28 protein-coding genes are annotated in these 26,149 nt (G+C 60.5%); 14 read left to right on the top strand and 14 right to left on the bottom strand.

Annotation, left to right across the window (positions count from 1 at the left end; genetic code table 11):
* Positions 1-10 precede the first annotated feature (10 nt).
* Positions 11-922 (bottom strand): nucleoside hydrolase, encoded by a 912-nt coding sequence (locus AC2FML_RS01900; RefSeq protein WP_496781748.1) that lies wholly within the window; start codon positions 920-922, stop codon positions 11-13.
* A 175-nt stretch (positions 923-1,097) separates the two neighbouring features.
* Between AC2FML_RS01900 and AC2FML_RS01895 the strand changes: the two genes are divergently transcribed.
* The 3 genes from AC2FML_RS01895 (at position 1,098) to AC2FML_RS01885 (ending at position 2,724) form a co-directional block, all read left to right on the top strand.
* Positions 1,098-1,988, top strand: a complete 891-nt coding sequence (locus AC2FML_RS01895) for an SPFH domain-containing protein (RefSeq protein WP_480775127.1) — start codon at positions 1,098-1,100, stop codon at positions 1,986-1,988.
* Positions 1,988-2,266: an NfeD family protein gene (locus tag AC2FML_RS01890; RefSeq protein WP_093962948.1), complete on the top strand. Its 279-nt coding sequence runs from the start codon at positions 1,988-1,990 to the stop codon at positions 2,264-2,266. Before AC2FML_RS01895 ends, AC2FML_RS01890 begins: the two co-directional genes overlap by 1 nt.
* Positions 2,267-2,361: 95 nt before the next feature.
* Entirely contained in the window at positions 2,362-2,724 is a 363-nt protein-coding gene (locus AC2FML_RS01885) for an SUF system Fe-S cluster assembly protein (protein ID WP_170339389.1), read from the top strand.
* Positions 2,725-2,988: 264 nt separating this feature from the next.
* Here AC2FML_RS01885 and AC2FML_RS01880 read toward each other — a convergent pair whose 3' ends face one another.
* On the bottom strand, positions 2,989-3,324 hold the full coding sequence (locus AC2FML_RS01880) for a hypothetical protein (RefSeq protein ID WP_254434967.1): 336 nt from the start codon (positions 3,322-3,324) through the stop codon (positions 2,989-2,991).
* Between the two features lie 168 nt (positions 3,325-3,492).
* Here AC2FML_RS01880 and AC2FML_RS01875 point away from each other — a divergent pair, with 168 nt between their 5' ends.
* Both AC2FML_RS01875 and tpiA read left to right on the top strand, forming a co-directional pair.
* Positions 3,493-3,858 (top strand): HesB/IscA family protein, encoded by a 366-nt coding sequence (locus tag AC2FML_RS01875; RefSeq protein WP_170338817.1) that lies wholly within the window; start codon positions 3,493-3,495, stop codon positions 3,856-3,858.
* A 180-nt stretch (positions 3,859-4,038) separates the two neighbouring features.
* Positions 4,039-4,788, top strand: coding sequence for a triose-phosphate isomerase (gene tpiA, locus AC2FML_RS01870; RefSeq protein WP_496781746.1), 750 nt, complete (start codon positions 4,039-4,041; stop codon positions 4,786-4,788).
* Positions 4,789-4,803: 15 nt separating this feature from the next.
* On the opposite strand, the gene AC2FML_RS01865 is transcribed toward tpiA, so the two are convergent.
* From AC2FML_RS01865 to AC2FML_RS01835, 7 genes are all read right to left on the bottom strand, one after another.
* Positions 4,804-5,337: a nucleoside deaminase gene (locus AC2FML_RS01865; protein ID WP_496781744.1), complete on the bottom strand. Its 534-nt coding sequence runs from the start codon at positions 5,335-5,337 to the stop codon at positions 4,804-4,806.
* Complete coding sequence (locus AC2FML_RS01860; RefSeq protein WP_170357657.1) at positions 5,330-5,641, bottom strand: DMT family transporter; 312 nt, start codon at positions 5,639-5,641, stop codon at positions 5,330-5,332. The genes AC2FML_RS01865 and AC2FML_RS01860 overlap by 8 nt, the downstream gene beginning before the upstream one ends.
* A 193-nt stretch (positions 5,642-5,834) precedes the next feature.
* On the bottom strand, positions 5,835-7,211 hold the full coding sequence (locus AC2FML_RS01855; RefSeq protein WP_170338824.1) for a TRAP transporter large permease: 1,377 nt from the start codon (positions 7,209-7,211) through the stop codon (positions 5,835-5,837).
* On the bottom strand, positions 7,211-7,888 hold the full coding sequence (locus AC2FML_RS01850; protein WP_170338826.1) for a TRAP transporter small permease: 678 nt from the start codon (positions 7,886-7,888) through the stop codon (positions 7,211-7,213). The genes AC2FML_RS01855 and AC2FML_RS01850 overlap by 1 nt, the downstream gene beginning before the upstream one ends.
* A 108-nt stretch (positions 7,889-7,996) precedes the next feature.
* A complete protein-coding gene (locus AC2FML_RS01845; RefSeq protein WP_170338828.1) occupies positions 7,997-8,998 on the bottom strand; it encodes a DctP family TRAP transporter solute-binding subunit in 1,002 nt (333 codons plus the stop codon).
* Between the two features lie 273 nt (positions 8,999-9,271).
* Positions 9,272-10,501: a sigma-54-dependent transcriptional regulator gene (locus AC2FML_RS01840; protein WP_496781742.1), complete on the bottom strand. Its 1,230-nt coding sequence runs from the start codon at positions 10,499-10,501 to the stop codon at positions 9,272-9,274.
* Entirely contained in the window at positions 10,498-12,231 is a 1,734-nt protein-coding gene (locus tag AC2FML_RS01835; RefSeq protein WP_496781740.1) for a sensor histidine kinase, read from the bottom strand. The genes AC2FML_RS01840 and AC2FML_RS01835 overlap by 4 nt, the downstream gene beginning before the upstream one ends.
* A gap of 47 nt (positions 12,232-12,278) precedes the next feature.
* Here AC2FML_RS01835 and AC2FML_RS01830 point away from each other — a divergent pair, with 47 nt between their 5' ends.
* Positions 12,279-13,460: a cytochrome P450 gene (locus AC2FML_RS01830; RefSeq protein ID WP_496781738.1), complete on the top strand. Its 1,182-nt coding sequence runs from the start codon at positions 12,279-12,281 to the stop codon at positions 13,458-13,460.
* 7 nt (positions 13,461-13,467) lie between these two features.
* Here AC2FML_RS01830 and AC2FML_RS01825 read toward each other — a convergent pair whose 3' ends face one another.
* Complete coding sequence (locus tag AC2FML_RS01825; RefSeq protein WP_496781736.1) at positions 13,468-13,947, bottom strand: Lrp/AsnC family transcriptional regulator; 480 nt, start codon at positions 13,945-13,947, stop codon at positions 13,468-13,470.
* A 144-nt stretch (positions 13,948-14,091) separates the two neighbouring features.
* On the opposite strand from AC2FML_RS01825, the gene cobA reads away from it, so the two are divergent.
* From cobA to infC, 7 genes are all read left to right on the top strand, one after another.
* Complete coding sequence (gene cobA, locus AC2FML_RS01820) at positions 14,092-14,868, top strand: uroporphyrinogen-III C-methyltransferase (RefSeq protein WP_496781734.1); 777 nt, start codon at positions 14,092-14,094, stop codon at positions 14,866-14,868.
* Entirely contained in the window at positions 14,868-15,182 is a 315-nt protein-coding gene (locus AC2FML_RS01815) for a DUF2849 domain-containing protein (protein ID WP_093961929.1), read from the top strand. The genes cobA and AC2FML_RS01815 overlap by 1 nt, the downstream gene beginning before the upstream one ends.
* Positions 15,183-15,247: 65 nt before the next feature.
* Positions 15,248-16,912 (top strand): nitrite/sulfite reductase, encoded by a 1,665-nt coding sequence (locus AC2FML_RS01810; RefSeq protein ID WP_496781732.1) that lies wholly within the window; start codon positions 15,248-15,250, stop codon positions 16,910-16,912.
* A complete protein-coding gene (locus AC2FML_RS01805) occupies positions 16,902-17,663 on the top strand; it encodes a phosphoadenylyl-sulfate reductase (protein WP_170455108.1) in 762 nt (253 codons plus the stop codon). Before AC2FML_RS01810 ends, AC2FML_RS01805 begins: the two co-directional genes overlap by 11 nt.
* Positions 17,660-18,067 carry a DUF934 domain-containing protein gene (locus AC2FML_RS01800; protein ID WP_496781731.1) on the top strand — a complete coding sequence of 136 codons (408 nt, stop codon included), beginning with the start codon at positions 17,660-17,662 and terminating at the stop codon, positions 18,065-18,067. Before AC2FML_RS01805 ends, AC2FML_RS01800 begins: the two co-directional genes overlap by 4 nt.
* A gap of 88 nt (positions 18,068-18,155) precedes the next feature.
* Complete coding sequence (locus tag AC2FML_RS01795) at positions 18,156-18,989, top strand: ferredoxin--NADP reductase (protein WP_170339407.1); 834 nt, start codon at positions 18,156-18,158, stop codon at positions 18,987-18,989.
* 131 nt (positions 18,990-19,120) lie between these two features.
* On the top strand, positions 19,121-19,696 hold the full coding sequence (gene infC / locus AC2FML_RS01790; RefSeq protein WP_496782010.1) for a translation initiation factor IF-3: 576 nt from the start codon (positions 19,121-19,123) through the stop codon (positions 19,694-19,696).
* Positions 19,697-19,772: 76 nt separating this feature from the next.
* On the opposite strand, the gene AC2FML_RS01785 is transcribed toward infC, so the two are convergent.
* Positions 19,773-21,089, bottom strand: coding sequence for an aspartate aminotransferase family protein (locus AC2FML_RS01785; protein ID WP_496781729.1), 1,317 nt, complete (start codon positions 21,087-21,089; stop codon positions 19,773-19,775).
* 1 nt (position 21,090) lies between these two features.
* Positions 21,091-21,852: a beta-keto acid cleavage family enzyme gene (locus AC2FML_RS01780; protein ID WP_496781727.1), complete on the bottom strand. Its 762-nt coding sequence runs from the start codon at positions 21,850-21,852 to the stop codon at positions 21,091-21,093.
* An 88-nt stretch (positions 21,853-21,940) separates the two neighbouring features.
* On the opposite strand from AC2FML_RS01780, the gene AC2FML_RS01775 reads away from it, so the two are divergent.
* The gene (locus AC2FML_RS01775; RefSeq protein ID WP_496781725.1) at positions 21,941-22,843 is read left to right on the top strand and encodes a MurR/RpiR family transcriptional regulator; all 903 of its coding nucleotides are present in this window, start codon (positions 21,941-21,943) and stop codon (positions 22,841-22,843) included.
* 44 nt (positions 22,844-22,887) lie between these two features.
* On the opposite strand, the gene AC2FML_RS01770 is transcribed toward AC2FML_RS01775, so the two are convergent.
* Both AC2FML_RS01770 and AC2FML_RS01765 read right to left on the bottom strand, forming a co-directional pair.
* Entirely contained in the window at positions 22,888-23,679 is a 792-nt protein-coding gene (locus AC2FML_RS01770) for an FAD binding domain-containing protein (protein WP_170338850.1), read from the bottom strand.
* Positions 23,680-23,779: 100 nt separating this feature from the next.
* Positions 23,780-26,140, bottom strand: a complete 2,361-nt coding sequence (locus tag AC2FML_RS01765) for a xanthine dehydrogenase family protein molybdopterin-binding subunit (RefSeq protein WP_170357647.1) — start codon at positions 26,138-26,140, stop codon at positions 23,780-23,782.
* Between the last annotated feature and the right edge of the window lie 9 nt (positions 26,141-26,149).

Here is a 26,149-nt window from a genome sequence, read left to right as displayed (position 1 = left end):
ATGCAACCCGTCAGGGCAAGCTGGCAACCCTTTGCGTGAACAGGTCCACCACCTGCTGACCAACGACGTCACAGCACACCTGCAATGGTGGGCGAGACGGGTCCGGCCGGGTTGCCCCAACCTCGGGCCCCTCGGTTACTACCTTCAAACCTGTTTTTTGAGTTTCGAACATCGCACGGTGCGAACAGGCGATGACGGCCGTCGAGTCATGAAGACCGCAGCCGTCCAACCCGGCAACATCGCGGTAGAAATTCAGATAGAACTGAGAGATATCGTTCAGAAATCCACCGATTTCAGGAGCGCGTCGCGCCAGTTCCTCAAAATCAGCCGCGCGATAGAGCGTTTTCAAGGTCACATCCAGCCCTACCAGAACCGTCGGAGCGGACTGGGCGAACACCTCATCTGCAGCTCTCGCATCGTGATAGATGTTAGCCTCGGCGTGTTCGGTGATGTTGCCTGGACAGAAGACTGCACCGCCCATGATGACCAATTGGCCGATGTTCTGAGAAAAATCCGGATCCAGACGCATCGCATCGGCAATGTTGGTCAGCGGCCCAACCGCACACACCGTCAGGTCCTTCTCGTGCCGCCGGGCCATCTCGACCAGGAACTCGGCTGCGATCAGGTCGTGGTTCGCGCCGATCTCGGGCACATCGACCACATCGCCAAAACCCTCATCCCCATGCACGTGCTTAGAGGGCGTGTGTGCGTCAGCTTCCCATGGAAACGCTGCGCCCTGCGCCACAGGTATGTCCAACCCCAGCTTGTGAGCCAGAAACCGCGCGTTCCGGCTGGACTGCTGGACATGCGTATTGCCAAAGACCGTAGTCAGGCCGATCAGGTCAATTTCCGGAGCGGCGGCGGCGTAGGCGATCGCCATGGCATCGTCGATGCCGGGGTCGGTGTCGATAATCAGTTTCATTTCGCCCCGATAGCGCAATCAACGGCGGATGCAAAGCAGTGACAACCCGAAATCTCGGTGCTTTGTCCCAATTACCTTGCATGGATATCCTGTTCGGTTCATTTCATAGCTGAGTTGAAATTCAGCCCTTCAATCCCCAAATGTATACCATCGTACACAAAAAATGAGGACAGAAATGACCGAAGACCAGATCATCGGACTGCTATCATCGAACATCATCTACCTGCTTGGGGCGGCCTTGGTTGTCGTCATCATCCTCAAGGGTATCAAGATCGTTCCACAATCCGAGAAATATGTGGTCGAACGGTTCGGACGCCTGCATTCTGTGCTGGGGCCCGGGATCAACTTTATCGTTCCTTTTCTGGACGTTGCCCGCCACAAGATATCCATCCTGGAACGTCAGCTGCCCAATGCGACGCAGGACGCAATCACCAAGGACAACGTGTTGGTGCAGATCGATACTTCGGTCTTCTACCGTATCCTCGAGCCTGAAAAGACCGTCTACCGCATTCGGGACGTCGACGGCGCCATCGCAACGACCGTTGCTGGTATCGTGCGGGCCGAAATCGGCAAAATGGACCTGGACGAAGTTCAGTCTAATCGCGCGCAACTGATTGAACGCATTCAAGAAAGCGTCGAAACCGCAGTTGACGACTGGGGGATCGAGGTAACCCGCGCCGAAATTCTGGACGTAAACCTGGATCAGGCGACCCGCGACGCCATGCTTCAGCAGTTGAATGCCGAACGCGCCCGGCGCGCTCAGGTAACCGAGGCCGAGGGCCAGAAACGCGCGGTCGAACTGCAGGCCGACGCCGAGCTGTATGCGGCGGAACAAGCCGCCAAGGCGCGTCGCGTTCAGGCGGACGCGGAAGCCTATGCAACCGGCGTCGTCGCAAAGGCCATCCAGGACAACGGGATCGAAGCCGCCCAGTATCAGGTTGCGCTGAAACAAGTTGAGGCATTGAATGCGATGGGTAAAGGCGGAGGCAGCCAGACGATTGTTGTGCCCGCAAATGCGCTCGAAGCGTTTGGCGACGCCTTCAAAATGCTCAAGGGAGGCAAATGATGGCAGATCCGTTCTGGCTGACGTGGTGGGTATGGCTGGCAGCCGCACTGGCGCTGGGCATTCTGGAAGTGGCCTTGCCAGGTTTCATCTTCCTTGGCTTCGCTATCGGCGCGGCTATCACCGGAATCCTTCTGGTCATCCCCGGCTTGGCCCCGAACCTGCCCGTCCTGCTTTTGATCTTCGCCACCTTGTCGTTGATCGCATGGCTAGTTCTGCGGCGCATGTTCGCGCTGCCACATGGGCAAGTCAGGACGTTTGACCATGATATCAACGACTGACCGGTGCGGCGCCCTGTAGCGGGGCGCCCTACCCCCTCTGGACGCTGCCTTCAGCTTTCCCTATATAATTGCTCAGGTAACAACCCGAGGCATTCATGACCCACCCCAGCGAACAGCTTGAAGGCACGCCCCTGATTGCGCCTTCGACCGTTGAGCACCCTCTGTACGAATCCGTGGTCGAGGCCTGCAGGACTGTCTATGACCCTGAAATTCCGGTCAATATCTATGACCTTGGACTGATCTACACGATCGACATCAGCAGCGACAACGCAGTCAAAGTCATCATGACCCTGACCGCTCCGGGCTGCCCGGTAGCCGGTGACATGCCCGGCTGGATCGTCGAGGCCATCGAGCCCGTTGCCGGGGTCAAGGAGGTGGATGTCGAACTGACCTGGGAACCACCCTGGGGCATGGAGATGATGTCCGACGAAGCCAGGCTGGAACTTGGCTTTATGTAAGCGCCTGCCGCGCTGAGCGCGCGGGAAACGTCACAAACCTGAAACCCAGTTGTCACGGATCGGTCGTCGAACCGTTACGTTGATGCGCAACAACTACAACGCGGGCTTCGCAGTCGGACCCGTCACAGAAACTCGGCAACTCAAATATCGCTCCAGCAGTCAATGGCGACCACGTTGGAGCGTCTACCGCCCCCCCTGCCGAGGCTCTGCAATACTGGGCCGTTCTTGCCCGAGAGCGGCCCTATTTTACTCGCTGAGGTGCACTTACTTCACGTTGCACTGCGCTTTGATCTCGGCGGCGCGGTCGTCCAGTTTCTTGACATAGTCACCCGACAGCATCTGCAACCGTTTCTGTTCTGTTCCAGAGATCAATCCAAGCAGCGCCCCGGCTGGCGTGATCGCGACCACACTTTCCGCCTGCTGATCCTCGGCATGTTTCTTTTCCGCCGCAATTGCACGCAGGTCACCTTCGGCGGTCGAGCAATTCACCGGGTGCCGCTTGTGATCGCCCGCTGCATGAACGGCACTGCCGGCCACCAGAAGAGCCAGAAACGCAACCTGCCGGCACAAGCCAATCTTATTTGAAATCCGCAACATCATCGAAACCCACCTTGTTCTGCTGTCAATTCGATCTCATCGGCAAACCCTGCCCACTGCCCGTACGGTACGGTCAAAACTGGCGATGAGCAAACTTGGGGCTCCGCGCTCTCTTGAGCCCGGGCCCTTGCGGCCTTAGATTAGGTTTAACGCGCGAAAATGGAGACGACGATGTTCGGCATTCCCGGCAAACAGGCCGTGACGATGACGCCCAAAGCTGCAGAGCAGATCCTCCGCCTGATGACGTCGGGTGGCCATGCCGGTCTGCGGATTGGCGTCAAGAAAGGTGGCTGCGCCGGTATGGAGTATACCATGGAGTATGTCGATCAGCCGGATCCGCATGACGAAGTGGTCGAACAGGATGGGGCGCGGGTCATGATCGCTCCGATGGCTCAGATGTTTCTGTTCGGAACCGAGATCGACTACGAGGTCTCGCTGCTGGAATCCGGGTTCAAGTTCAAGAATCCCAATGTCGTCGATGCCTGTGGCTGCGGCGAGTCGATCAAGTTCGACGAAAACCTGGCCGAACAGCGCTGAGTCACCTAAAGCCTGCAACGTTTGTGGGCGGGTGAACTGCCGCCTGCACCGTCTGGTTGAGTCCACCCAGATCGATCCGTCGCGCGACTCGCCCGCGCGCAGCCACCCAAGCGCAATTGTCAGACCTTGATCCGGGTGCTAACTGGATAGAAACGCACGAAAGATCACGGAGACCCCGCTATGCGACGCAGACTGGCAGCCGGAAACTGGAAAATGAACGGAACCGGGGCTGCTCTTTACGAGTTGGACACACTGACTGCGACGCACCCTTCTCCGACAGTCGATATTCTGATCTGCCCTCCGGCAACTTTGATCCACCGAGCCGCACAAGCCGTGCAAGGCTCGGGCGTCGCCATCGGCGGACAGGATTGCCACGCCGAAGTTTCGGGCGCCCATACGGGTGATCTGAGCGCCGAGATGCTGAAAGACGCCGGCGCGACCAGCGTAATCGTCGGGCATTCGGAACGGCGAGAAGACCACGGCGAGAAAGACGACGATATCCGCGCCAAGGCCCGGGCAGCCATGAACGCGGGCCTGACCGCAATCATCTGCGTCGGCGAAAGCCTTGAACAGCGCGAAGCGGCCAATACGCTCGATATCATTGGCGGACAGTTGTCCGGATCGATCCCGGATCTTGCTACCGGAGAGAACCTCGTCGTGGCTTATGAACCGATCTGGGCCATCGGCACCGGCAAGGTTCCCACCTTGGAAGAAATCGGAGAAGTCCACGATTTCATTCGCGCCAGACTTGAACGGCGATTTGGCGAAGGTGTCGGCCGGTCGGTTCGTTTGCTCTATGGCGGTTCGGTCAAGCCGGACAACGCGGCGGAGATTTTCGGAGTGTCAAACGTGGACGGCGCGCTGGTCGGCGGTGCAAGCCTGAAGGCACGCGATTTCTCGGGCATCATTTCAGCGCTGGAACAGGCCTGACCGGTCCACGCACACTCAGTCCGCGATGTCCTCGGCCCAAAGCTCAGGCTGTTCGGTCACGAACCTGCACATCAGGGCAATGCAGTCCGGGTCTTCGGCCAAAACAACCTCGACCCCATGATCGCGCAGGAAGTCTTCGTTGCCGCCGAAGTTTTCCGTGTCACCGATGACCACGCGTGGGATGCCGAACTGAACGATCGTTCCGGCGCACATCATGCACGGAGACAGGGTGGTATACAGAACGGTATCTCGGTACGTCTTCTGCCGGCCTGCCTTGCGCAGCGCATCCATCTCGCCATGGGCGATCGGATCCCCCTGCTGAACCCTTCGGTTTCGGCCCTGCGAGATGATCGTGCCGTTCCGAGCCAGTACAGATCCGATCGGGCAACCGCCCTCATCGAAACCGGCTTTGGCTTCTTGGTAGGCAACGCGCATCAGGCGCTTGTCATCATCGGTCAGCATGTTTCGGCACTCGTTGGTTGCGGTGATCAGGGTGGTTCCAGCCTGCCCACCGCGGGTGCCTGCGTCAACAACGGGCCGGTCACGCAAGTTTCATTGCGACCATGCCGGACACGATCAGTGTCGCTGCGATGACACGCAGCGGGGTCAGTGCCTCGCCCAAAAACATCACACCAACCAGGAACGCACCGACCGCGCCAATACCCGTCCATAGCACGTAGGCGGTTCCCAGTGGCAAGGAGCGCATGGCCAGGGCCAGCAAACCGAACGAACCGACCATTGCGCCTCCCATGACAACGGTCGGCCAGAGCCGCGTGAATCCAGCAGACTGCTTCATGGCAACTGCCCAGACGATTTCCAGCAAACCGGCAAAAAGAAGAAAGATCCAGGACATCGGGGACACCTCTATCAACTTCGGGTCGTCCCGAATGATCACCCATGGTGGGGAGGTCGTCCTCGTTCACTATGTGGGAAGAACCGATGGTGAGTTCAAGCCCGGCCATTCAGCGAGGCGGCCTGGCAGATGCCGGCCGACCGCGCAAAAAGTGACCCGAACCGGTTGCCCGGTTCGGATCGATTGCGACGGTCTAGTTCGTAATGATCTCGGGGCCCATGAAGGTGTTTGGCAACACCGTCGACAGCCACGGGATGTACGTGATCATGATCAGGAAGACGAACAGAACGGCCAGGAACGGCAGTGCTGCGCGCACGACGGCCATCATCGGCATTCCCGCGACGCCCGACGTAACGAACAGGTTCAGACCGACCGGAGGCGTGATCATCCCGATTTCCATGTTCACCACCATGATGATGCCCAGATGGATCGGGTCGATGCCCAGTTCGATGGCAATCGGAAACACCAGCGGCGCCACGATGACCAGCAGGCCCGAGGGCTCCATGAACTGACCGCCGATCAGAAGGATTACGTTGACCACGATCAGGAAAGTGATCGGCCCCAGACCCGCCGACAGCATTGCGCCGGCAATGTGTTGCGGCACCTGCTCATCGGTCAGAACATGCTTGAGGATCAGCGCGTTGGCGATGACGAAAAGCAGGGTGACCGTCAGCTTGCCGGCCTCAAACAGCGTATGTTTGGTGTCGGGGTGGAAAAAGGCCGTGATCAGCGCCAGCGGCTTTTTCACAAGCGAGAGGTTTTGCTCACCATCCTGGGTGCTGAGTGGCCCCATGTCCTTGTAGACGAAGCTGGCAATGAAGAAGGCGTATACAGCCGCGACCGCCGCTGCTTCGGTCGGTGTGAAGATACCGCCATAGATGCCGCCAAGGATGATGACGATCAGGAACAGACCCCAACCGGCCTCGCGTGCCGACGCAAATATCTCGCCCCAGCCTTTCCAATCACCTTTCGGCAGGTTCTTGACCTTGGCCATCACATAGATTGTGACCATCAGCATGAACCCGGCCATGAGTCCCGGAATGACACCGGCAAGGAACATCCTGCCGACCGAGACTTCGACCGCGGCCGCGTAGACAACCATAACGATCGACGGCGGGATCAGGATACCCAGCGTACCGGCGTTACAGATGACGCCAGCTGCGAATTCCTTGGAATAGCCGACCTGACGCATACCGGCGATCACGATCGAACCGATCGCAACAACGGTGGCCGGGGACGATCCTGACAGCGCGGCGAACAGCATACATGCGAACACGCCCGCAATTGCCAGACCGCCAGGCAGGTGACCAACGCAGGCGATCGAGAACCGAATGATCCGGCGCGCCACCCCTCCGGTCGTCATGAAGGACGATGCGAGGATGAAGAACGGGATGGCCAGCAGGGTAAAGTGGCCCTCGAACGCCTCGAACAGGGTCCCGGCAACCGAAGCCAGCGAGCTGTCCGAGTAGATCAGAAGAAACAGGGTCGAGCTCAGCCCTAGGGCAACTGCGATCGGAACGCCGATCAGCAGCAGGCCCACGACCATGGCAAAAAGTAGTACTACATCCATCAGTCGTGTTCTCCCTGAAGGGCCCGGACTTCTTCGATCTCGTCCTCAACCTCGTGGCTTGCGACAATACGGTCGGCCTCACCGCGCAGGATCTGCAGCCCGGCCTGGGCAAAGCGGATCACTAGCAGCAGCATCGACAGCGGCAGGACGAAATACGGCACGACCTTGGGCAGCTTCTCGTAGTACTCGCCATAGTTGATGAGGTCTTCGAGGAACCGTAGCGGCGCGACCATGGGGATGTCGTCCACCTCGTAGAAGCTCTGACTACGAGCGTCGAAATCAAAGCCCGTGGGGAACCAGCGTCCAGAGGTCGGAGGCAGGTCGGCAAAAACCGCCCAGTAGTCGTAGGACCCCTTCAGCAGCAGCAGCGAGAATACGAGGCAGCACCCCACCGCGATCAGTGCCAATACCCTGCGCGGTGCCGGAGGCAGCATATTCAGGATGGCATCCACACCCAGATGCGCGTGTTTCTTGACGGCGTAGGACGCCCCCAGCAATACCAGCCATCCGAACGTGAATACGGTCAGCTCTAGCGCCCAAAGGATGTTGGAGTTGAAGACGAAACGCGCGATCACGTTGGCAAAGGTCACGGCCGTCATCAGGCCAAGAAGCAACGCGATCAGGGTTTCTTCGATTCGGTCGACCAGCCCACCGGGGCCGGTTTTCGCACCAGACATCTTTCTGTCCCCATTTTTGTTGATTTATCGAGGTGGCGGGCGCGATTGGGCCCACCTGGTATGTGCTCCGGCGGGCTTGCGACCGTCGGAGCACACCTGCGTGTCGGATCAGAACCCGGCGTTGATCGCCTGAGCTGCGTCGATCTTGTCCTGACCGACGTCACCGGAGAACTTGTCCCAAACCGGCTTCATCGCGTCGACCCAGGCCTGACGCTGCTCGGGTGTCAGCTCGCGGATCGTTCCGCCTGCGTCGATGATGGCCTGCTTAGCCTTTTCGTTGACCGCAAACGCCTCTTTGTTGCGCTCTTCGGTCACCTCGGCCAGGATCGTCAGGAACTGCTCGCGCACTTCCGGATCGAGGCTGTCCAGCCAGTCGACCGAAGTCACGACCAGATAGTCGATGATGCCGTGGTTGGTTTCGGTGATGCCATCCTGAACTTCGAAGAACTTCTTGCCGTAGATGTTCGACCAGGTGTTCTCCTGACCGTCCACAACGCCCTGCTGCAGAGCACCATAGACCTCCGAGAAGGCCATTTTCTGAGGGCTACCGCCGATGGCTTCCATCTGCGCAACCAGCACGTCCGAAGACTGAACGCGGAATTTCAGGCCGTTGGCGTCCGAAGGATCGATCAGCGGCTTGTTGGCCGACATCTGCTTCATGCCGTTGTGCCAGAACGCCAGACCCTGCAGGCCGCGGCGCTGCATGCTGTCTTTCATTGCCTGGCCATCCGCCGAGGCTTGGAACGCATCAACCGCGTCGATGTTCTTGAACATGAACGGCAGGTCGAACAGACGGAACTGCTTGGTGAACTTCTCGAACTTCGACAGCGACGGGGCGGCCAGTTGCACGTCGCCCTGCAGCATCGCCTCGAGAACCTTGTCGTCGTTGTACAAGGTCGAGTTCGGATAGACCTCCATGCACATGACGCCGTTCATCTCGTCATTCACGCGCTGCTCGAGCAGCGATGCGGCGATGCCCTTGGGGTGTTTGTCGGTGTTCGTCACATGCGCGAACTTGACGACGATCTCGCCATCGTCGCAGGCAGCGAAGCCCGCTGTTGCGGTAACCGAAAGCGCAAGCGCGGTGGCGGCTGTTGCCAGGAATTTCATCTGTCTTTTCCTCCCAGACTTCCAAAGAAACTTCCTTTGACATCCATAGGGATGCCGGATGCGCAAGAGTGAAACGAATCGACGGTCACCGTTCAACAATTCGAAAACGACTGGCAGAAGACAGATTTTCTAATTACTTTTCATTGGCTTAAATAGAACATCCGCAATGAGTATTTTGTTATCGCAGACATTTGTGCGGGAAACCGCACACCCAAATTCGCGAGTGTGCGAAAAACCGCACATACATCGAATCATCGGGCGAATCGTTCCGCGTCAGCGCCGATAGTCTTCAGGGCGTATGCCGTAGCGGGCCAATTTGTCGTAGAACGTCTTGCGCGGCAGTTTCAGGGACTTGGCCGCATCCGACGCCCTTCCGTTGTGACGACCCAAGGCCGCAATCAGCAACGAACGCTCAACGCGCGCCATCTGTTCGTTCAGCCCAAGATCGGCCGCGGCGGCAACATCCTCGGGCATCCCCAGAACAAAACGCATCGCAGCTGACATCAGTGAACGCGCGTTGCCGGGCCAGTCCCGTGCCATCAATGACGCCAAGTGTTCGGACGAGACATCAGGTACCGCGATCCCGGCCTGCTCGGCCGCCTGGGCGACGTAGTGGCGAAAGATCACCGGGATGTCCTCGGGGCGTTCGGCCAAAGACGGTACGCGCACCCGCATCACGTCCAACCGATAGAACAAGTCTGCGTTGAACCGACCCTCGGCCGCCATCTCGGCCAGATCCGCGGTTGTTCCGGCGATGATGCGGACCCCGGGCCCGTTTTCGATCATCTCCAGGGCCGCATATTGCGTCGATTCGGGCATGGCCGAGACTTCATCCAGAAACAACGATCCGGCTGCCGCATCCTTGCATATCGCCTGCAGGGCATCCGCTCCCAGACCTGACGCCGGGCGCTTGACGAACGGCCCCTGCGCGCGGGGTGACATCAAATGGATGACTTCCGCGACTTTCGAAATACCGCTGCCGGGCGGTCCGGTGACCAGAACTTCGGCCTGAGTTGGGGCAACGCTGCGCACCCTGTTCCGCAATGCATCAGCCTGCGGTGACAAACCGAACAACAAGCGGGCCGCAGGATCGCCCTTCTCCAGTTCGCGCTTGGCTGCCCGGTGGTCCAATACCTGACTGCGCGCGGCAAATGCACGGCTCAGAACCGCAAGCAGATCGGCGGCGGCGCAGGGCTTCTCAAGAAAGTCGAACGCGCCCTGCCCCATAGCCTGCACCGCCATCGGTATGTCGCCTTCGCCGGTCAGCAGAACGACCGGCAACTCCGAGTCGACCTCGCGGGCATAGGACAGAAGATGAAACCCATCCCGTCCCGGCATCCGAATATCCGAGACAATCACACCTGGGAAATCGTCCCGGATATGGTCTTTGGCAGCCACAAACGATCCAGCGGGAATTACGGAATAGTCCGCAAGCTCCAGAGTCTGGGCCAGTGCCTCACGCACGGCAGCGTCGTCATCGACCAATAGAACCGTTCGGATCATGCCGCGGCTTCCTTTTCAAAAGGTTCCAACTCGACGGTGAATTCTGCTCCGTCGGGCATGTTCGCGCCGCGTATCTCTCCTCCGAAACTCTGGACCAGACCGTATGAGATCGAAAGGCCAAGGCCCATTCCCTCGGATGAACCAACGGTTTTGGTCGTGTAGAACGGCTCAAAAACGCGATCGGGATCCTGAATGCCCGGGCCGGTATCGCGCACCGCGACCATCAACCGCTCGCCACGGGTCAGCGTGATCGTCAGGCTTCGGGTTTCGCGGCCGGTCATCGCGTCGGCGGCATTGGTAATCAGATTGACGAAGACCTGCACCAGCCGCACCTCACCGCCCCAGGCAAAGACAGGTACATTGGGCGGTTGCCAGATCAACTTGACCCCGTCCGAGCGCAACCGGCCGTCGGTCAGTTCGACGGCCGTATTGAGCACCTGAACCAGATCGACCTTGCCCATCGGCTCGCTCTCATTGCGGGCAAAAGCGCGCAAGTTCTTGATAATGCGTGCCATACGGGCAGCCATGTCCGAGATTCGCCCCAGGTTTTCGCGGGCCTTTTCGGGCTTGCCCTGCGCCAGAAAGGCCGTGCCATTGTCGGCGTATTGCCGGATCGCCATCAGCGGCTGATTCAATTCGTGGCTGATGCCCGCCGACATTTTCCCCAGAGCGCTCAGCTTGCCGGCCTGAACCAGATCGTCCTGCGCGCGTTTCAACGCCGCTTCGGCCTCTTGCCGCTCGGCCACCTCGCGGCGCAGAGCCACGTTGGCGGCCGTCAACGCGCGGGTCCGCTGGGCCACCCGGCTCTCCAGCACCGCATTGGCTTCGGCCAACGTACGCCTCCGCTCGGTCGCCAAAAACAGCAACGCGCCAAAGGCTAGGCAGATCGCCGCGACCGCGGCAGCCTGCAGTCCGGCCAGCCGTCGTGCCGGCGTCACATCCATCAAGACTTCGCCAGTCATTCCGATCACCGGCAGATCGCGGGTCAGGTGCAGGGCGCGATCCGGCAGGTACGGGCTCCAGCCGATCGACCATAGTTCATGCGGGCCCATGCGTGTAGACGAAAACGCGCCCGGCTTGCCATCAGCCGGCTGCAAGCCGATCTGTCCCGGCGGACGTTGCCAGAACAGCAGTTCGGACCGGTTGGAAATGAAGACCGAGCCAGCACGATCCACGAAGAACACCGCCTCGGTACTGCCGCGCCACGTGCTTTCAACGTCTTCGACATCCGCGATGACCATCAGGGCTCCGGTTACCTGACCATCTTCTGAAAACGCAGGCGCCGCATAGGAATAGATGCGGTTTCCTGTGTCGCGCAAAACCCCGTGAGAACTGCCGAGAGCGCCGTGTAGCGCGCGTTGAAACGCGGGCTGGTCAGCCATGTTACCATTCACCACATCCCGCGCAGCGGCCAGAACGCGCCCGGTCTTGTCCGCATAAAGCACATCCACAGCCGAGGTCTTGTCCGCGACCTCCAGCAGAAGCGCCTGCGCCGCCCGCCGCCGGTCGCTGGTGTCCAACGCCCGCAATGCGGGATGCTCGGCCATCAACACTGCAAGTTCCTGATAGACCTGCAACTGCGTGCTCAGACGATCCGACGCCAACTCCAGATCGGCTTCGGCTTTCTCGCTAAGCTGAGAGAGTGCCTGCCGGTACCCATAAGACCAGACGGCCGCCGACAACAGCGCGACTGCGAACAGGAAACCAATCGTGACCCAAACTCTTTGCATGAAACAGGGTCTTGCATTCAAAGCGCCGCATGGCAAGTCTGCGCCGCATGAAGACCGTTGACCAATCTCCGACCGAGCCCGAATTTGTTCAAAACCCCTACCCTTTCTACCGGGCTGCGCGCGATCAGGGTGACCTGGTACACTGGCAGGACTACGACATACCCGCGGCGATGTCTCACGCGGCGGTCCAGGCGCTTTTGCGCGATCGGCGTTTCGGACGCGAAGTACCGCCAGAGATGGCCACAAAAGGCCCCGATCACCTTGCGCCGTGGCTGACGGTCGAAGCGCATTCGCTGCTCGAAGCCGAACCTCCGCGCCATACCCGCCTTCGCGCTCTGGTTCTGCGCGCCTTTACCTCGCGGGCTATCGGGGCGCTTGCACCGGACATCGAAAGGCTGTGTCACGACCTGATCGACGCATTCCCCGATGCTCCATTCGACCTTCTGGATGCCTATTGCACGCAGGTTCCGGTGATCACGATCTGCCGGCTGCTGGGTGTGCCCGAGAGCATGGCACCGCAGTTGTTGCAGTGGTCCCACGCCATGGTCGCCATGTATCAGGCCAGCCGCACCCGTGAGACCGAAGATCAGGCAGCACAGGCCTCCGCCGAGTTCTCCGCATTTCTGAACGACTACGTCTCTCACCGCCGATCCGAACCGAAAGACGACCTGATCACCCGTTTGATCACGGCAGAGGAAGACGGTGAGAAACTGTCTCGAGACGAATTGATCGCAACCTGCATCCTTTTGTTGAACGCCGGCCATGAGGCGACCGTTCATTCGCTGGGCAACGGCGTCAAAACGCTTTTGGAGTCCGGAACCAGCCCTGATGCCCTGGGCCTGGACACAATCGATACGACGGTCGAGGAGATCCTGCGCTTCGACCCGCCGCTGCATATGTTCACGCGCTATGCCTATGAGGACGTCGAGGTTTTTGGCCATCAGTTTGCCCGCGGCGATCAGGTGGCGTTGATGCTTGGGGCCGCCAACCGTGACCCGGACGTCTGGACCGACCCGGACAAATTCGACCCGACCCGCAGCATTCAGGCCAACACGAGCTTTGGCGGTGGTTTGCATTTCTGCGTCGGCGCTCCGCTGGCCCGGCTGGAAATGCGGATCGCTCTGCCGGTTCTTTTTGACCGCTGTCCGGGCCTGCGGCTGGCCGAATCTCCGGAATATGCGAACACCTACCACTTCCACGGGCTGACCCGACTTATGGCCCAAGCCTGAGCGCCGATCAGGTGTCTGCCAGGGCGTTCAGGGGCAGCATGGTGGTCGACTTGATTTCTTCCATCGACAACAGCGCCGTGACGTTGTGCACGCGCACTTCCGAGATCAGCGCCTGATAAAACGCATCGTAGGCCCGTGCGTTCCTGACCCGAACCTTCAGAATGTAGTCGATGTCGCCAGCCAGGCGGTGCGCCTCTTGAACTTCGGGACGATCACGCAGGGCCTGCAGGAACTTGCGTTGCCAATCCGCCTCATGCTCGGAGGTTCGGATCAGAACAAAGAACGTCGCTTCGAAACCCAGCGCCTCTGCGTCCAGCAGAACGGTCTGCTGACCGATGATTCCGCCCCCTTTCATCTTGCGGATCCGATTCCAAACGGGTGTCTTTGAACTGCCCACTTTGGCCGCGATTTCGTCCAGCGATTGACTGGCGTCTCGCTGCAGCTCGGCCAGAATTTTCCGATCCGTGTCGTCTATTCGAACCGACATTCCAATTTTCCTTCCGAATGAAAACCCTTGTTCCGCCTGCCGCGCAATTCAGAACGCTTGTCCTTATTTATTCGGCAATATGGCATCTGGTCGGGAATATTTCCTATATTGAGGGCCAAGTCAAACAACAGCCAGGGCTACCCAATGAAGGCCACGCAGACAAAAGGACAAACGGGACAGGTCGACTTCGTCGGCGCGGGACCCGGTGATCCTGAATTGCTGACTCTCAAGGCCCTGTCCGCATTCCAGCGGGCCGAGGTTGTTTTGCATGATCGCCTGATCAGCCCAGAGGTTTTGCAACTGGCCGGCCAGAACGCCCGGCTGGTCGACGTGGGCAAGGCCGGCTTTGGTCCGTCCTGGAAGCAGGATGACATCAACGCATTGCTGGTTGACTACGCGCTCAAGGGACAACGGGTCGTTCGCCTCAAATCCGGTGACGCGACCCTCTTTGGCCGGCTGGACGAAGAGATCGATGCACTGGACGCTGCGGGTATCCCGTGGACGATCGTTCCGGGCATTACGGCTGCCTCGGCGGCGGTGGCCGGAATTGGCCAAAGCCTGACCCGACGCGGCCGAAACTCTTCGGTCCGGTTTCTGACCGGGCACGACATGGAGGGCTTTGCCGATCACGACTGGGCTGCGCTGGCCCGTTCGGGGTCGGTTGCAGCCATCTACATGGGCAAGAAATCCGCCCGCTTCATTCAAGGACGCTTGATCATGCACGGCGCCGATCGCACCACGCCGGTCACGTTGGTCGAAAATGCCTCGCGACCTGATCAGCGCGTTGTCGCCACGACGCTGGATCAACTGCCTGCAGTCCTCGCCGCTGCCGGCCTCGACGGTCCTGCACTCACATTCTATGGCCTGGCCCCGCGCGACGCGGCCAAAGCCGTCACCGAATTCAACAAGGAGCTTGCCTGATGGCCCGCGCTTTTACCCCCAAAGTCGTTACCGCAAATGACCTGCTGGAAGGCGACGTGATCTATCTGACCGCCGATGACCGTTGGTCGCGCGATCTGCGCGAGGCCGAGCTGATCACCGACGAAGCGCACGCTCAGCTGCGTCTTCTGGATGCACAGAAGCAAGTCGACAAGATCGTAGGTGCCTATCTCGCCGATGTCGTTGCAGGCGAAAACGGTCCTGAACCCACCCATTTTCGGGAAGACTTCCGCCGGACTGGTCCGTCCAACTATGCCCACGGCAAACAGGAATCTTCCCCGCAGCCCCGGGTCTGACCTCAGGCCCCTCTCTCCCCGTAAAAAGGCCCCGGATCCGGGGCTGCAACAAAGGACAGCCAAAGATGTACCGCTACTCCGAGTTTGACAGAGCATTCCTGGCCGAGCGCAACGCACAGTTCCGCGCCCAGGTCGAACGCCGCATCGACGGCTCGCTGACCGAGGACGAGTTCAAGCCCCTGCGCCTGATGAACGGCCTGTATCTGCAATTGCACGCCTACATGCTGCGGGTGGCCATCCCCTATGGCACGCTAAACAGCGCCCAGATGCGGCAGCTGGCCCTACTGGCCGAGAAGTGGGACAAGGGCTACGGCCATTTCACCACGCGCCAGAACATCCAGTACAACTGGCCCAAGCTGCGCGACGTGCCCGACATGCTGGACGCGCTGGCCGAGGTCGGCCTGCACGCGATCCAGACCAGCGGCAACACCATCCGCAACGTGACCGCCGACCATTTCGCCGGTGCCGCAGCGGATGAAATCGCCGACCCGCGCCCCTATGCCGAGCTGCTGCGCCAGTGGTCCACCGACCACCCGGAATTCCAGTTCATGCCGCGCAAGTTCAAGATCGCCATCACCGGGTCCGAGCATGACCGCGCCGTGATCAAGGCCCATGACATCGGCCTGCAACTGATCGAGCGCGACGGCGTTTTGGGCGCCCGCGTCTTGGTGGGTGGCGGTCTGGGCCGCACGCCGATGATCGGCAAGGAGCTGTGTGATTTCGTCGCCTTTGACGACCTGCTGGCTTATCTGGAGGCCACAGTTTCCGTGTGGAACCAGATTGGCCGCCGCGACAACAAATACAAGGCCCGCATCAAGATCACCGTGCATGAGCATGGCATCGACGCGATCCGCTCCAAGGTGAACGAGCGCTTCCTGCAGGTCCGCCCGCAGTTCAAGGGTGCCGACATGGCGCTGCTGGATCAGATTAAGGCGCATTTCGCCCCGCCCGCCTTCCGCAAAGGCTCGGTCGCGGCGTTCGAGAGCGCCTATTCGAACGACCCGGTGTTCCGCTCGTGGATCGACACCAACATCGCGCCGCACAAGCAGGCGGATCACGCGATCGTCACGATCTCGATCAAGAAGCACGGCCAGACGCCGGGTGATGCAACCGCCGAGCAGATGCGCGTGATGGCCGATCTGGCCGAGCAATATTCCTATGACGAGCTGCGCATCAGCCACGAGCAGAACGTGATCCTGCCGCATGTCCACAAATCGGACCTGCCCGCGATCCATTCCAAGCTGAAAGAGCACGGTCTGGCCACCGCGAATATCGGTCTGATCAGCGACATCATCGCCTGCCCCGGCATGGACTATTGCGCGCTGGCGACGGCCCGCTCGATCCCGGTGGCGCAGCAGATCGCGACCCGGTTCGACGAGCTGAAGCTGGAGCACGACATCGGCCATCTGAAGATCAAGATCTCGGGCTGCATCAACGCCTGCGGGCATCACCACGTGGGTCACATCGGCATCCTGGGCCTGGATCGCGCGGGCGTCGAGAACTACCAGATCACGCTGGGCGGAGACGCCACCGAAACGGCCGCCATCGGCGACCGCACCGGTCCGGGCTTTGCCTATGACGAGATCGTGCCCGCGGTCGAACGTATCGTGGAAACCTATCTGGAACAGCGCACAAGCGCCGAGGAGACCTTTTTGGAAACCTACCGCCGTGTTGGAATGGCGCCATTCAAGGCGGCCCTCTACCCCGAGGCGCGGGCCAATGCCGCTTGACCTGATCCAGACGGAACTGGGCCGGGAACGACGCGAACTGACCGAAAAGGTCGAGGCGCTGAACGCCCGGTTCCGCCACCACAGCGCACATGACGTCATGCATGGTGCGCTTGAGGAGGCGGGCAACCTGGCGCTGGTTTCCAGCTTCGGTGCCGAGTCGGTGGTGTTGCTGCACATGGCTGCCGTGGTCGACAAGGCCACGCCGGTCCTGTTCATCGACACGATGATGCTGTTTACCGAGACGCTGGAATACCAGCACGAGGTCAGCGAGCGTCTGGGTTTGAAGAACGTCCAGATCATCCGCGCGGATGACGAGGATGTTCAGCGCGAAGACCCCTATGGCGCGCTGCGGCTGCGCGACATGGATGCCTGCTGCAACTTGCGCAAGACCTTCCCCTTGCAGCGGGCCTTGGCGGGCTATGACGGCTGGATTACTGGGCGCAAGCGGTTCCAATCCGGCACCCGCGCCACGCTCGAGTTCTTCGAGGTCGAGGACGGCACCGGCCGGATCAAGGTGAATCCTCTGGCGCATTGGGCGCCTCAGGACGTGCGCGCCTACATGGAAGAAAACCGCCTGCCCCGGCATCCGTTGGTGGCAAAGGGCTATCCCTCGATCGGCTGTGCGCCCTGCACCTCGCCGGTGAAGGATGGCGAAGATCCCCGCGCCGGGCGCTGGCGCGATCAGAATAAGGAAGAATGCGGCATCCATTTCGTCGACGGCAAAATGGTACGCAGCGGAGAGAAAACATGAACGTGATCGTGAATGACCAGGGCTTTGCCCCTGATGACTGGACCGACGGCTTTGTCACCCTTGAGGATGCCGCAAACGATGTTATCGCACTGGACGTCACCTCGGATACGGACCCCGACGAATTGTTCGAACGGCTTGGAAACACGCGCATGGTGCGCGTCGACTTTCCGTCCTTTGCCGATGGCCGAGGCTTTACCATTGCCCGTGCACTGCGCCTGAAGGGCTATGATGGCCGTCTGCGCGCGAAGGGACATGTGTTGGCCGACCAATACGCGATGGCCCGGCGCAGCGGCTTCGATGAAGTCGAGATTGACGCGGACCTTGCCGCCCGCCAGCCCGAGGACCATTGGCTGGCCCGCGCCAACTGGCAGGACAACGATTATCAGGCCCGCCTGCGCGGCTGACGCTACGATCGGGGCAATCTGCCCCCTTTTCCTGACCTGGATCAAAGCTTAAACGGAGATGCCGGTTTACCAGACCGGTAGTGAAACGATGACAGAGATGAAGCCCGTGACCGAAGCAACCGCCGTGAAGGCCCCCGTCCTGCCGGACGCCCAGACCGTTCTGGAAGTGAAACACTGGACCGACCGCCTGTTTTCGTTCAAGGTCACGCGTCCGCAATCGCTGCGCTTCCGCTCGGGCGAATTCGTTATGATCGGCCTTTTGGGCGACAACGGAAAACCGTTGCTGCGCGCCTATTCGATCGCGTCGCCGTCGTGGGACGAGGAACTGGAATTCTATTCGATCAAGGTGCAGGACGGCCCGCTGACCTCGAAACTGCAGCACATCCAGCCCGGCGATCAGATCATTCTGCGGCCCAAACCTGTGGGTACGCTGGTGCATGATGCACTGCTGCCGGGCAAGCGCCTGTGGTTCTTTGCCACCGGAACCGGGTTTGCCCCCTTTGCCTCGCTGCTGCGCGAGCCTCAGACCTATGAGGACTACGACGAGGTCATCATCACCCACACCTGCCGCGAAGTGGCGGAACTGGAATATGGCCGCCAGCTGATCGAGAACATCCGCAAGGACGAGTTGCTGGCCGAACTGATCGGCGAAGGTTTCGCCGACAAGATCCGCTATTACCCGACCACCACCCGCGAACAGAGCCCCAAGATGGGCCGGATCACCGACCTGCTGAAGGACGGAACCGTCTTCAAGGACCTGGGCATCGAAGGCGGCATCAAGCCCGAGACCGATCGAGCGATGGTCTGCGGCAGCCTGGCCTTCAACCACGACATCAAGGCCATTCTCGAAGAGTTCGGCTTGCGCGAAGGCGCGAACTCGGACCCCAAGGAATTCGTGATCGAAAAAGCCTTTGTCGGCTGAGCCGAGATCCGGGCCGGCGAACGCCCGTTCCGCCGGCCCGAGCACCGCGTCGACACGTGCGAATTTCGTGTCATAGCACCTATATGGCGCTTGAAAGAACCTTCGTCTCAGTTTAAGTTCCCGGCTCGGAAATCGGCAATTGTCAAAGGAATGAACCCATAGCCCGCAGACCTCACAACGCGCCGCCACAACGTGATACCGGCCCGCGCGTCAATGAAAAGATCCGTGCCCCCGAAATTCGCCTGATCGGCGCCGAAGGTGAGAATGTCGGGGTGGTTCATCCCGCCAAGGCCATGCAGATGGCAGCCGATGCCGGTCTTGATCTGGTCGAGATCTCGCCCAACGCGAATCCGCCGGTCTGCAAGATCATGGACTTTGGCAAGTTCAAGTACGAGCAGCAGAAACGCGAAAGCGAAGCCCGCAAGAAACAGAAGATCATCGAGGTGAAAGAGGTCAAGTTCCGGCCCAACACCGATACGCATGATTACGACGTCAAGATGCGGAACGTTTTCAAGTTTCTCGAGAATGGCGACAAGGTCAAAGTGACCCTGCGCTTCCGCGGCCGGGAAATGGCGCACCAGAACCTTGGACGTGAACTGCTTGAGCGCGTGGCGGAAGACGTCAAGGAAATCGGCAAGATCGAAAACATGCCGAAGATGGAAGGCCGCCAGATGATCATGATGATCGGACCGCTTCCCCAGAAGTGACGGCACATGGATCCGAGTGACCAAAGCTCCCTCGTTCGAGGGAGCTTTTTTTGTGGGTCAAAGTCAGGGCGGCGTGTCAGATTGCTTTGGAAATCGCAACCGACAACTTGTCCACCAGTTCGTCCAACTGCGGCTCTTCGATGATGAATGGCGGGGCCAGAAGCACATGGTCGCCTCTCCTGCCGTCGCGTGTTCCGGACATCGGATAGCAGATCAAACCCGCTTCGACGGCGGCTTTCTTGATCTTGGCCGCCACCCCCCGGGCCGGGTCAAACGGTTCCCGCGTATCTCTGTCAGCCACCAGTTCGATGCCTCGGAACAGGCCGCGACCACGGATGTCCCCGACATTGGGATGCTGGCCAAAGGCCGCCTCGAGTTTGGCTTGCAGTTTGTCACCCATGTCGCGGGCACGGGCCGGCAAATCGCGCGAGGTAAGCTCTGTCACAACAGCCAGGGCTGCAGCCGTGGCCACCGGGTGTCCGACATAGGTATGGCCGTGCTGGAAGAAACCCGAGCCATTTCGGATGGCGTCATAAATCCGATCGGTGCACAGCGTGGCACCGATGGGTTGATATCCAGCCCCCAAGCCCTTGGCGATGCAAAGAATATCCGGCGCCACCCCATCGTGGTCGCAGGCAAACAGATGGCCGGTTCGGCCCATGCCGCACATGACCTCGTCGAGGATCAACAACACGCCGTATTGATCACAGATTTCGCGGATCCGCTTGTAATACCCCTCGACCGCGGGGACGGCGCCCAACGTGGCCCCGACCACCGGTTCCGCCATAAACGCCATCACGGTCTCGGGGCCCAGCCGCAGGATCTCCACCTCAAGCTCATTCGCCACGCGTTGGCCATAGTCATAGCTGCTCTCGCCTTCGGGCTTTTCGGCGTATTCGTAGCAGGGCGCGATATGGCTCATCTCGATCAGCATTGGTGCGAATTGAGCCCGTCGCCATGCATTTCCGCCCGCTGAAAGCGCGCCCAGCGTATTGCCATGATAGCTCTGCCGCCGTGCGATAACCCGAGACCGCTCGGGTTGCCCGATTTCAAGGAAGTACTGGCGCGCCAACTTGATCGCGGCCTCGGTCGCCTCGGAACCGCCGGACACGAAATAGACCCGGTCCAACGATCCGGGCGCGTGCTGGATCAGCAGATCCGCCAGGGCTTCGGCCGGTTCCGAGGTCATGAAACCAGTATGGGCAAAAGCGATCTTCTGAACCTGCTCCTGCACCGCGTGGATCACTGCCGGGTTTGAATGTCCCAGGCACGACACGGCCGCATCCCCACAGTCGAGATACCGTTTGCCCTGCGCGTCGATCAAATAACACCCATCACCGCCGACAGCGACCGGCAATTCCGCCGTGGTGTGGCGCGGAAAAACATGGCTCACATCATTGTCCTTTCAGCAAAGCGATCAACGCCGCGACCGAGGTCGCGTTGTCCGTCCATCGGGTTCCATCCGAGTTCGTCAGGCTGTTCTCAAAACCGACCCTGACATCGCCGCCACGAGCGGCCGCAGCCGCCAGACAGGCGTGTTCCAGACGCCCGAAAGCACAAACCATCCAAGGCGTACGAGCAGCGGGAAAGGCCTCGAGGTCCGCCGGTTGGGATTCCTGCCCGGTGGCATAGCGTCCCAGCACCAGCAAGCGGTCTTCCTGCTCGCGCCGCACGATCCCATCCGACTGCCATCGCTCCAACAGATCCGCATCCGTCGAATCGTAGAGGATATGCTGCACCCGAGTCCCTTGTTCCGCGCATAGCCCGTAAACCCGCGGGGCCAGATCGGGCGCGCGCGCAATTTCTCGAACCGAGATCGAGGCCCATTTCGGGGCCACCTGCTGCAGGCACTCCAACTGCGCAGAAACGTCGTAGATACCGGCGGCCTCGGTCGTGATCTGAACATCCATCGTTGGCACGGTTCGGGCAAGCTCGGCCATAGCCTCCCGATAGCGCCCTGCATCCAGAGATTGCGCGCCCTGCCCATCCCTGACATGCAGGTGCAACCCGTTTGCCCCGGCCGCGTGGCAGGCAATGGCCGTCTCCACAATCTCACCGGTCGAAACCGGCAAGGCGGGGTGATCCGCATGACTGCGTCGCGCACCGTTCGGTGCGACCAAAACATACGGAAGCGACGAAGCCTGTGTGTCAGACATTGAATCATCCTATCGGTTTCTTGCGTGCTTAGCTCGTGTGAGGATGTTTTTCTCTTGTAATAATCATAACATTTGTTTTTCTCCCATCATGACACCCTCAACCCACCACCTGATGGATCGGCTGCGCCGAGAGATCGACCATTTGCCGGCCCAATTGCAGGCCGCAACAAAATACATCATCGACCATCCGGGCGATTTCGGAATCGACTCCATCCGCGTGTCTGCCGAAAAGATCGGCGTCAGCACAAACGTGATCGTTCGGCTGGCGCAGCATCTTGGTTTTGATGGCTTCGAAGCCTTTCGCCGCCCTTTCCGCAGGGATCTTGTGACAGACAGCGAAGACCGCCTCAGCCGGGATTGGCTGACCCAGTTGAATGCCGGCGATGCCTTTGCGTCGGCACAGGCCAGTTATGCCCGCAACGAAGTGAACGTGGTGTCACGTTCGTTGCGCCAGCTGGATCCGGGCAAGGTCAGATCCGCAGTCACCCTGATGTCCGATGCTTCCCAGTGCTTGGTCACCGCAACCCGCGCAAGCTATGCCTTGGCATATTACTTCCACTACGCCGGACGTATGGCCCACCCGGGAATGCAGTTGATCCCAAGGCATATGGGATCGGCCATCGACGATCTTCTGAGCGCGGGCGAAACCGACTGCCTGTTCGCGATCACCGTTCATCCCTATTCGGCCGACACGATACTTGCCATCCGGTTTGCCCGGGAAAAGGGTATGCGTGTTGTTCTGCTGGCCGACAGCGATGTCATTGCTCCGGGGGTCGAGGCGGACGTGACCTTGACCGTCAGCACCCGATCACAGCATCAGTTCTCCAGCTTCTCCGGAGCGATGGCCGTTCTCGAAGTTCTTCTGGGCCACCTTTTCGCAGTCAAGGGCGACGCGGCTTATCACCGGGTTCAGGACTATCAGAAAGCGCGCGAGGATGCCGGAGCCTACTGGCAGCCCAAAAGGCTTCCGCGTGTCGCGAAAAAGAAATAGGCCCCGGAACACGTCCAGGGCCCAAAGCAGTCACTGCGACCGCGTCACATGCAGGCCTGAACCGCCCGCCGGGTCATGACACCCACCAAGTGTGCGCGGTAGTCTTTGCTGCCGTGCAAATCTCCGATCATGTTCATCGGGTTGACCCGAAGATCCATTAGGGCGTCGGGCCGGAATTCCTTGCTCAGCGCCTGCTCGGCTTCGCTCCAACGGAACACGCCGTCTTCGCTGGCTCCGGTCACGGCAACGCGCACCCCGTCCGCGAAGCGGGCAAGGAAAACACCCACCAGCGCAAAGCGCGAGGCAGGCTGCAGAAACTTCTGGTAACTCGCTGCCTGCGGTACCGGGAACCGGACCGTCGTGATCAGCTCGCCCTCGTCCAGCGCTGTCGTGAACATGCCCTGAAAGAAGTCATCCGCGGCGATTTCGCGCGCATTCGTTCGAATGGTCGCGCCTGACCCCAATGCAGCTGCAGGGTAGCAGGCCGCCGGATCGTTGTTGGCCAGTGACCCGCCTATCGTGCCTCTGTTGCGAACGGCAGGATCACCGATATGCCCCGCCAGATCAGCCAGCGCGGGATACTTGCCCGCAACTTCTGCTGCTACCGTGGCATGCGTGGTCGCCGCTCCAATCGAAATCGACCCATCATCTTCGATGCAGACGCCCTTCAACTCGGGAATGGCACCCAGGCTCACCAGCGTCGCGGGTGAGGCCAGTCTTTGCTTCATCGTCGGGATCAGGGTCTGACCGCCCCCCAACGCCTGTGCATCCTCTCCCGCCAACGCGGCAACCGCATCAGCAATGGTCGAGGGGTTCTTGAACTCGAAGTTGTACATTTCGCTTTTCCTTTCCGAAAGGCGCGGAACCGCCCTTCATCTGGCATTTGATTGACCAGGAAGCGCGAGGGGCTGGCCCCTCGCACACCAACCTCTCCACTCAGCTGTTCATCGCCGCCCAAACACGCGACGGGCTGACCGGCATATCGATGTGGTCCACCGCCTTGCCGCCCGATTGCAGCGCATCGATCACGGCATTGACCACCGCAGGCGGCGATCCAATCGCCCCGGCCTCGCCGCAGCCCTTCACACCCAGCGGGTTGTGCGTGCATGGCGTCTGGCTGGAATGATCGACGGTATAGAACGGCACGTCATCGGCCCGCGGCATGGCATAGTCCATGAAGGACGCGCTCAGCAGCTGGCCGTTTTCGTCATAGACGCAGTTCTCCAGCAAGGCCTGACCGATCCCCTGTCCGATGCCGCCATGCACCTGGCCGTCAACGATCATCGGGTTGATGATGTTGCCGAAATCATCCGCTGCGGTGAACCGTTCGATGGTCACTTGCCCGGTCTCGGGGTCAACCTCGACTTCGCAGGCATAGGCGCCGGCCGGGAAGGTAAAGTTGGCCGGATCATAGAACGCGGTCTCCTCCAGGCCCGGCTCGACCTCCAGCGGGAAATTGTGCGGCACATAGGCCGTAAGGGTCACATCTCCCCAGGCCACCGACTTGTCGGTGCCGGCCACGGTGAACTGGCCATCCTTCAGCTCGATATCGGCCTCGGACGCCTCCAGCAGATGCGCCGCGATCTTCTTGGCCTTGTCGATCACCTTTTCGGTCGCTTTGACCATGGCCGAGCCACAGACCGCCAGAGAGCGCGAACCATAGGTGCCCATGCCGAACGGGATTTTCGAGGTGTCGCCGTGCACGATCTCGACCATCGACTCGTCGATGCCGATCATGTCGGCCACGACCTGCGGAAAGGCCGTTTCGTGCCCCTGCCCGTGGCTATGCGCACCCACCATGACGCTGATCGAGCCGGTGGCATTCACCCGCACGGTCGCCGCGTCATAGAGACCCGCACGCGCCCCCAGCATCCCCACGATGTTCGAGGGCGCGATGCCGCAGGCCTCGATATAGCAGTTCACGCCCAGGCCGCGCAGCTTGCCACGCGCCTCGCTTTCGGCGCGACGCGCCGGGAAGCCCGCGAAATCGGCGGCCTGCTCAAGCTTGTCCATAGTGCCGTTGTAGTCGCCGGTGTCATAGGTCAGCGCCACCGGCGTGTCATAGGGGAACTGCGTGATGAAGTTCTGCCGACGCAGCGCCACCGGGTCAACGCCCAGCTCGCGCGCGGCCTTGTCGATCACGCGCTCCAGCTGATAGGTCGCCTCGGGGCGGCCTGCGCCGCGATAGGCATCCACCGGCACGGTGTTGGTGAACATCGCCCGCACGTTCACCTGAATGACCGGCGTCTTGTAGTTGCCCGCCATCAGCGTCCCGTGCAGCCAAGTGGGTACCGAGCTGGAAAATGTCGACAGATACGCCCCAAGGTTGGCAAAAGTGTTTGTCCGCAGCCCGACGAAATTGTTGTCGGCATCCAGCGCCAGTTCGATCTTGCTGACATGGTCGCGGCCCTGTGCATCCGACATGAACGCCTCGGACCGGCTGGCCGTCCACTTGACCGGACGGTTGCAGGCCTTGGCGGCGAAGGTACAGAACGCCTCTTCTGCGTAGTGGAAGATCTTGGTGCCGAAACCCCCACCCACATCCGGCGCCACGACGCGGACCTTGTGCTCGGGCAGGCCCAGCACGAAGGCGCACATCAACAGCCGGATCACATGCGGGTTCTGCGACGTGGTATAGAGCGTGTATTCATCCGTGCCCCGGCTGTATTCCGCCACGGCCACGCGCGGTTCCATCGGGTTGGCGACCAGACGGTTGTTCACCAGTTCCAAGGTGGTGACATGCGCCGCATTGGCGAACACCTCGTTCACCTTGGCGTCGTCGGCCTCGCCCAACTGCCAGTCATAGCAGATGTTGTTTTTCAGATCGTCATGGACCAGCGGCGCGCCCTCTTCGGCGGCGGCTTTCATGTCCAGAACCGCGGGCAGTTCCTCGATATCCACGTCGATCGCCTCGGCCGCGTCACGGGCCTGCTCAAGACTGTCGGCCACGACGGCAGCGATCGGGTCGCCCACATGGCGCACTTTGCCTTGCGCCAGGATCGGGTGCGGCGGTTCCTGCATGGGCGCGCCGTGCTTGTCGGTCACCTCCCAGCCGCAGGGCATGCCGCCCACGCCTTCGAAATCCTTGCCGGTAAACACCCGGACCACGCCGGGCATGGACTCGGCGGCGGACGTGTCGATGCTTTTGATCCGGCCATGCGCGATGTCGGATCGCAGGAAATACACATAGGCCTGACCACGTACGTTGATGTCGTCGGTGTAATTGCCCGCTCCGGTCAAAAAGCGCACGTCCTCGCGGCGCTTGGAACTGGCTCCGATGCCACTGTCTTTGGGCATAGCTTGTTC

The sequence above is a fragment of the Ruegeria sp. BHSC029 genome, from assembly GCF_059613085.1.
This window is presented reverse-complemented; position numbering and strand designations above follow the sequence as displayed.

Bases quoted from the DNA above. Each gene is read 5' to 3' on its own strand.
- AC2FML_RS01900 (WP_496781748.1), bottom strand. From the start codon at position 922: ATGAAACTGATTATCGACACCGACCCCGGCATCGACGATGCCATGGCG.
- AC2FML_RS01895 (WP_480775127.1), top strand. From the start codon at position 1,098: ATGACCGAAGACCAGATCATCGGACTGCTATCATCGAACATCATCTAC.
- AC2FML_RS01890 (WP_093962948.1), top strand. From the start codon at position 1,988: ATGGCAGATCCGTTCTGGCTGACGTGGTGGGTATGGCTGGCAGCCGCA.
- AC2FML_RS01885 (WP_170339389.1), top strand. From the start codon at position 2,362: ATGACCCACCCCAGCGAACAGCTTGAAGGCACGCCCCTGATTGCGCCT.
- AC2FML_RS01880 (WP_254434967.1), bottom strand. From the start codon at position 3,324: ATGATGTTGCGGATTTCAAATAAGATTGGCTTGTGCCGGCAGGTTGCG.
- AC2FML_RS01875 (WP_170338817.1), top strand. From the start codon at position 3,493: ATGTTCGGCATTCCCGGCAAACAGGCCGTGACGATGACGCCCAAAGCT.
- tpiA (WP_496781746.1), top strand. From the start codon at position 4,039: ATGCGACGCAGACTGGCAGCCGGAAACTGGAAAATGAACGGAACCGGG.
- AC2FML_RS01860 (WP_170357657.1), bottom strand. From the start codon at position 5,641: ATGTCCTGGATCTTTCTTCTTTTTGCCGGTTTGCTGGAAATCGTCTGG.
- AC2FML_RS01855 (WP_170338824.1), bottom strand. From the start codon at position 7,211: ATGGATGTAGTACTACTTTTTGCCATGGTCGTGGGCCTGCTGCTGATC.
- AC2FML_RS01850 (WP_170338826.1), bottom strand. From the start codon at position 7,888: ATGTCTGGTGCGAAAACCGGCCCCGGTGGGCTGGTCGACCGAATCGAA.
- AC2FML_RS01845 (WP_170338828.1), bottom strand. From the start codon at position 8,998: ATGAAATTCCTGGCAACAGCCGCCACCGCGCTTGCGCTTTCGGTTACC.
- AC2FML_RS01840 (WP_496781742.1), bottom strand. From the start codon at position 10,501: ATGATCCGAACGGTTCTATTGGTCGATGACGACGCTGCCGTGCGTGAG.
- AC2FML_RS01835 (WP_496781740.1), bottom strand. From the start codon at position 12,231: ATGCAAAGAGTTTGGGTCACGATTGGTTTCCTGTTCGCAGTCGCGCTG.
- AC2FML_RS01830 (WP_496781738.1), top strand. From the start codon at position 12,279: ATGAAGACCGTTGACCAATCTCCGACCGAGCCCGAATTTGTTCAAAAC.
- AC2FML_RS01825 (WP_496781736.1), bottom strand. From the start codon at position 13,947: ATGTCGGTTCGAATAGACGACACGGATCGGAAAATTCTGGCCGAGCTG.
- cobA (WP_496781734.1), top strand. From the start codon at position 14,092: ATGAAGGCCACGCAGACAAAAGGACAAACGGGACAGGTCGACTTCGTC.
- AC2FML_RS01815 (WP_093961929.1), top strand. From the start codon at position 14,868: ATGGCCCGCGCTTTTACCCCCAAAGTCGTTACCGCAAATGACCTGCTG.
- AC2FML_RS01810 (WP_496781732.1), top strand. From the start codon at position 15,248: ATGTACCGCTACTCCGAGTTTGACAGAGCATTCCTGGCCGAGCGCAAC.
- AC2FML_RS01805 (WP_170455108.1), top strand. From the start codon at position 16,902: ATGCCGCTTGACCTGATCCAGACGGAACTGGGCCGGGAACGACGCGAA.
- AC2FML_RS01800 (WP_496781731.1), top strand. From the start codon at position 17,660: ATGAACGTGATCGTGAATGACCAGGGCTTTGCCCCTGATGACTGGACC.
- AC2FML_RS01795 (WP_170339407.1), top strand. From the start codon at position 18,156: ATGACAGAGATGAAGCCCGTGACCGAAGCAACCGCCGTGAAGGCCCCC.
- AC2FML_RS01780 (WP_496781727.1), bottom strand. From the start codon at position 21,852: ATGTCTGACACACAGGCTTCGTCGCTTCCGTATGTTTTGGTCGCACCG.
- AC2FML_RS01775 (WP_496781725.1), top strand. From the start codon at position 21,941: ATGACACCCTCAACCCACCACCTGATGGATCGGCTGCGCCGAGAGATC.
- AC2FML_RS01770 (WP_170338850.1), bottom strand. From the start codon at position 23,679: ATGTACAACTTCGAGTTCAAGAACCCCTCGACCATTGCTGATGCGGTT.
- AC2FML_RS01765 (WP_170357647.1), bottom strand. From the start codon at position 26,140: ATGCCCAAAGACAGTGGCATCGGAGCCAGTTCCAAGCGCCGCGAGGAC.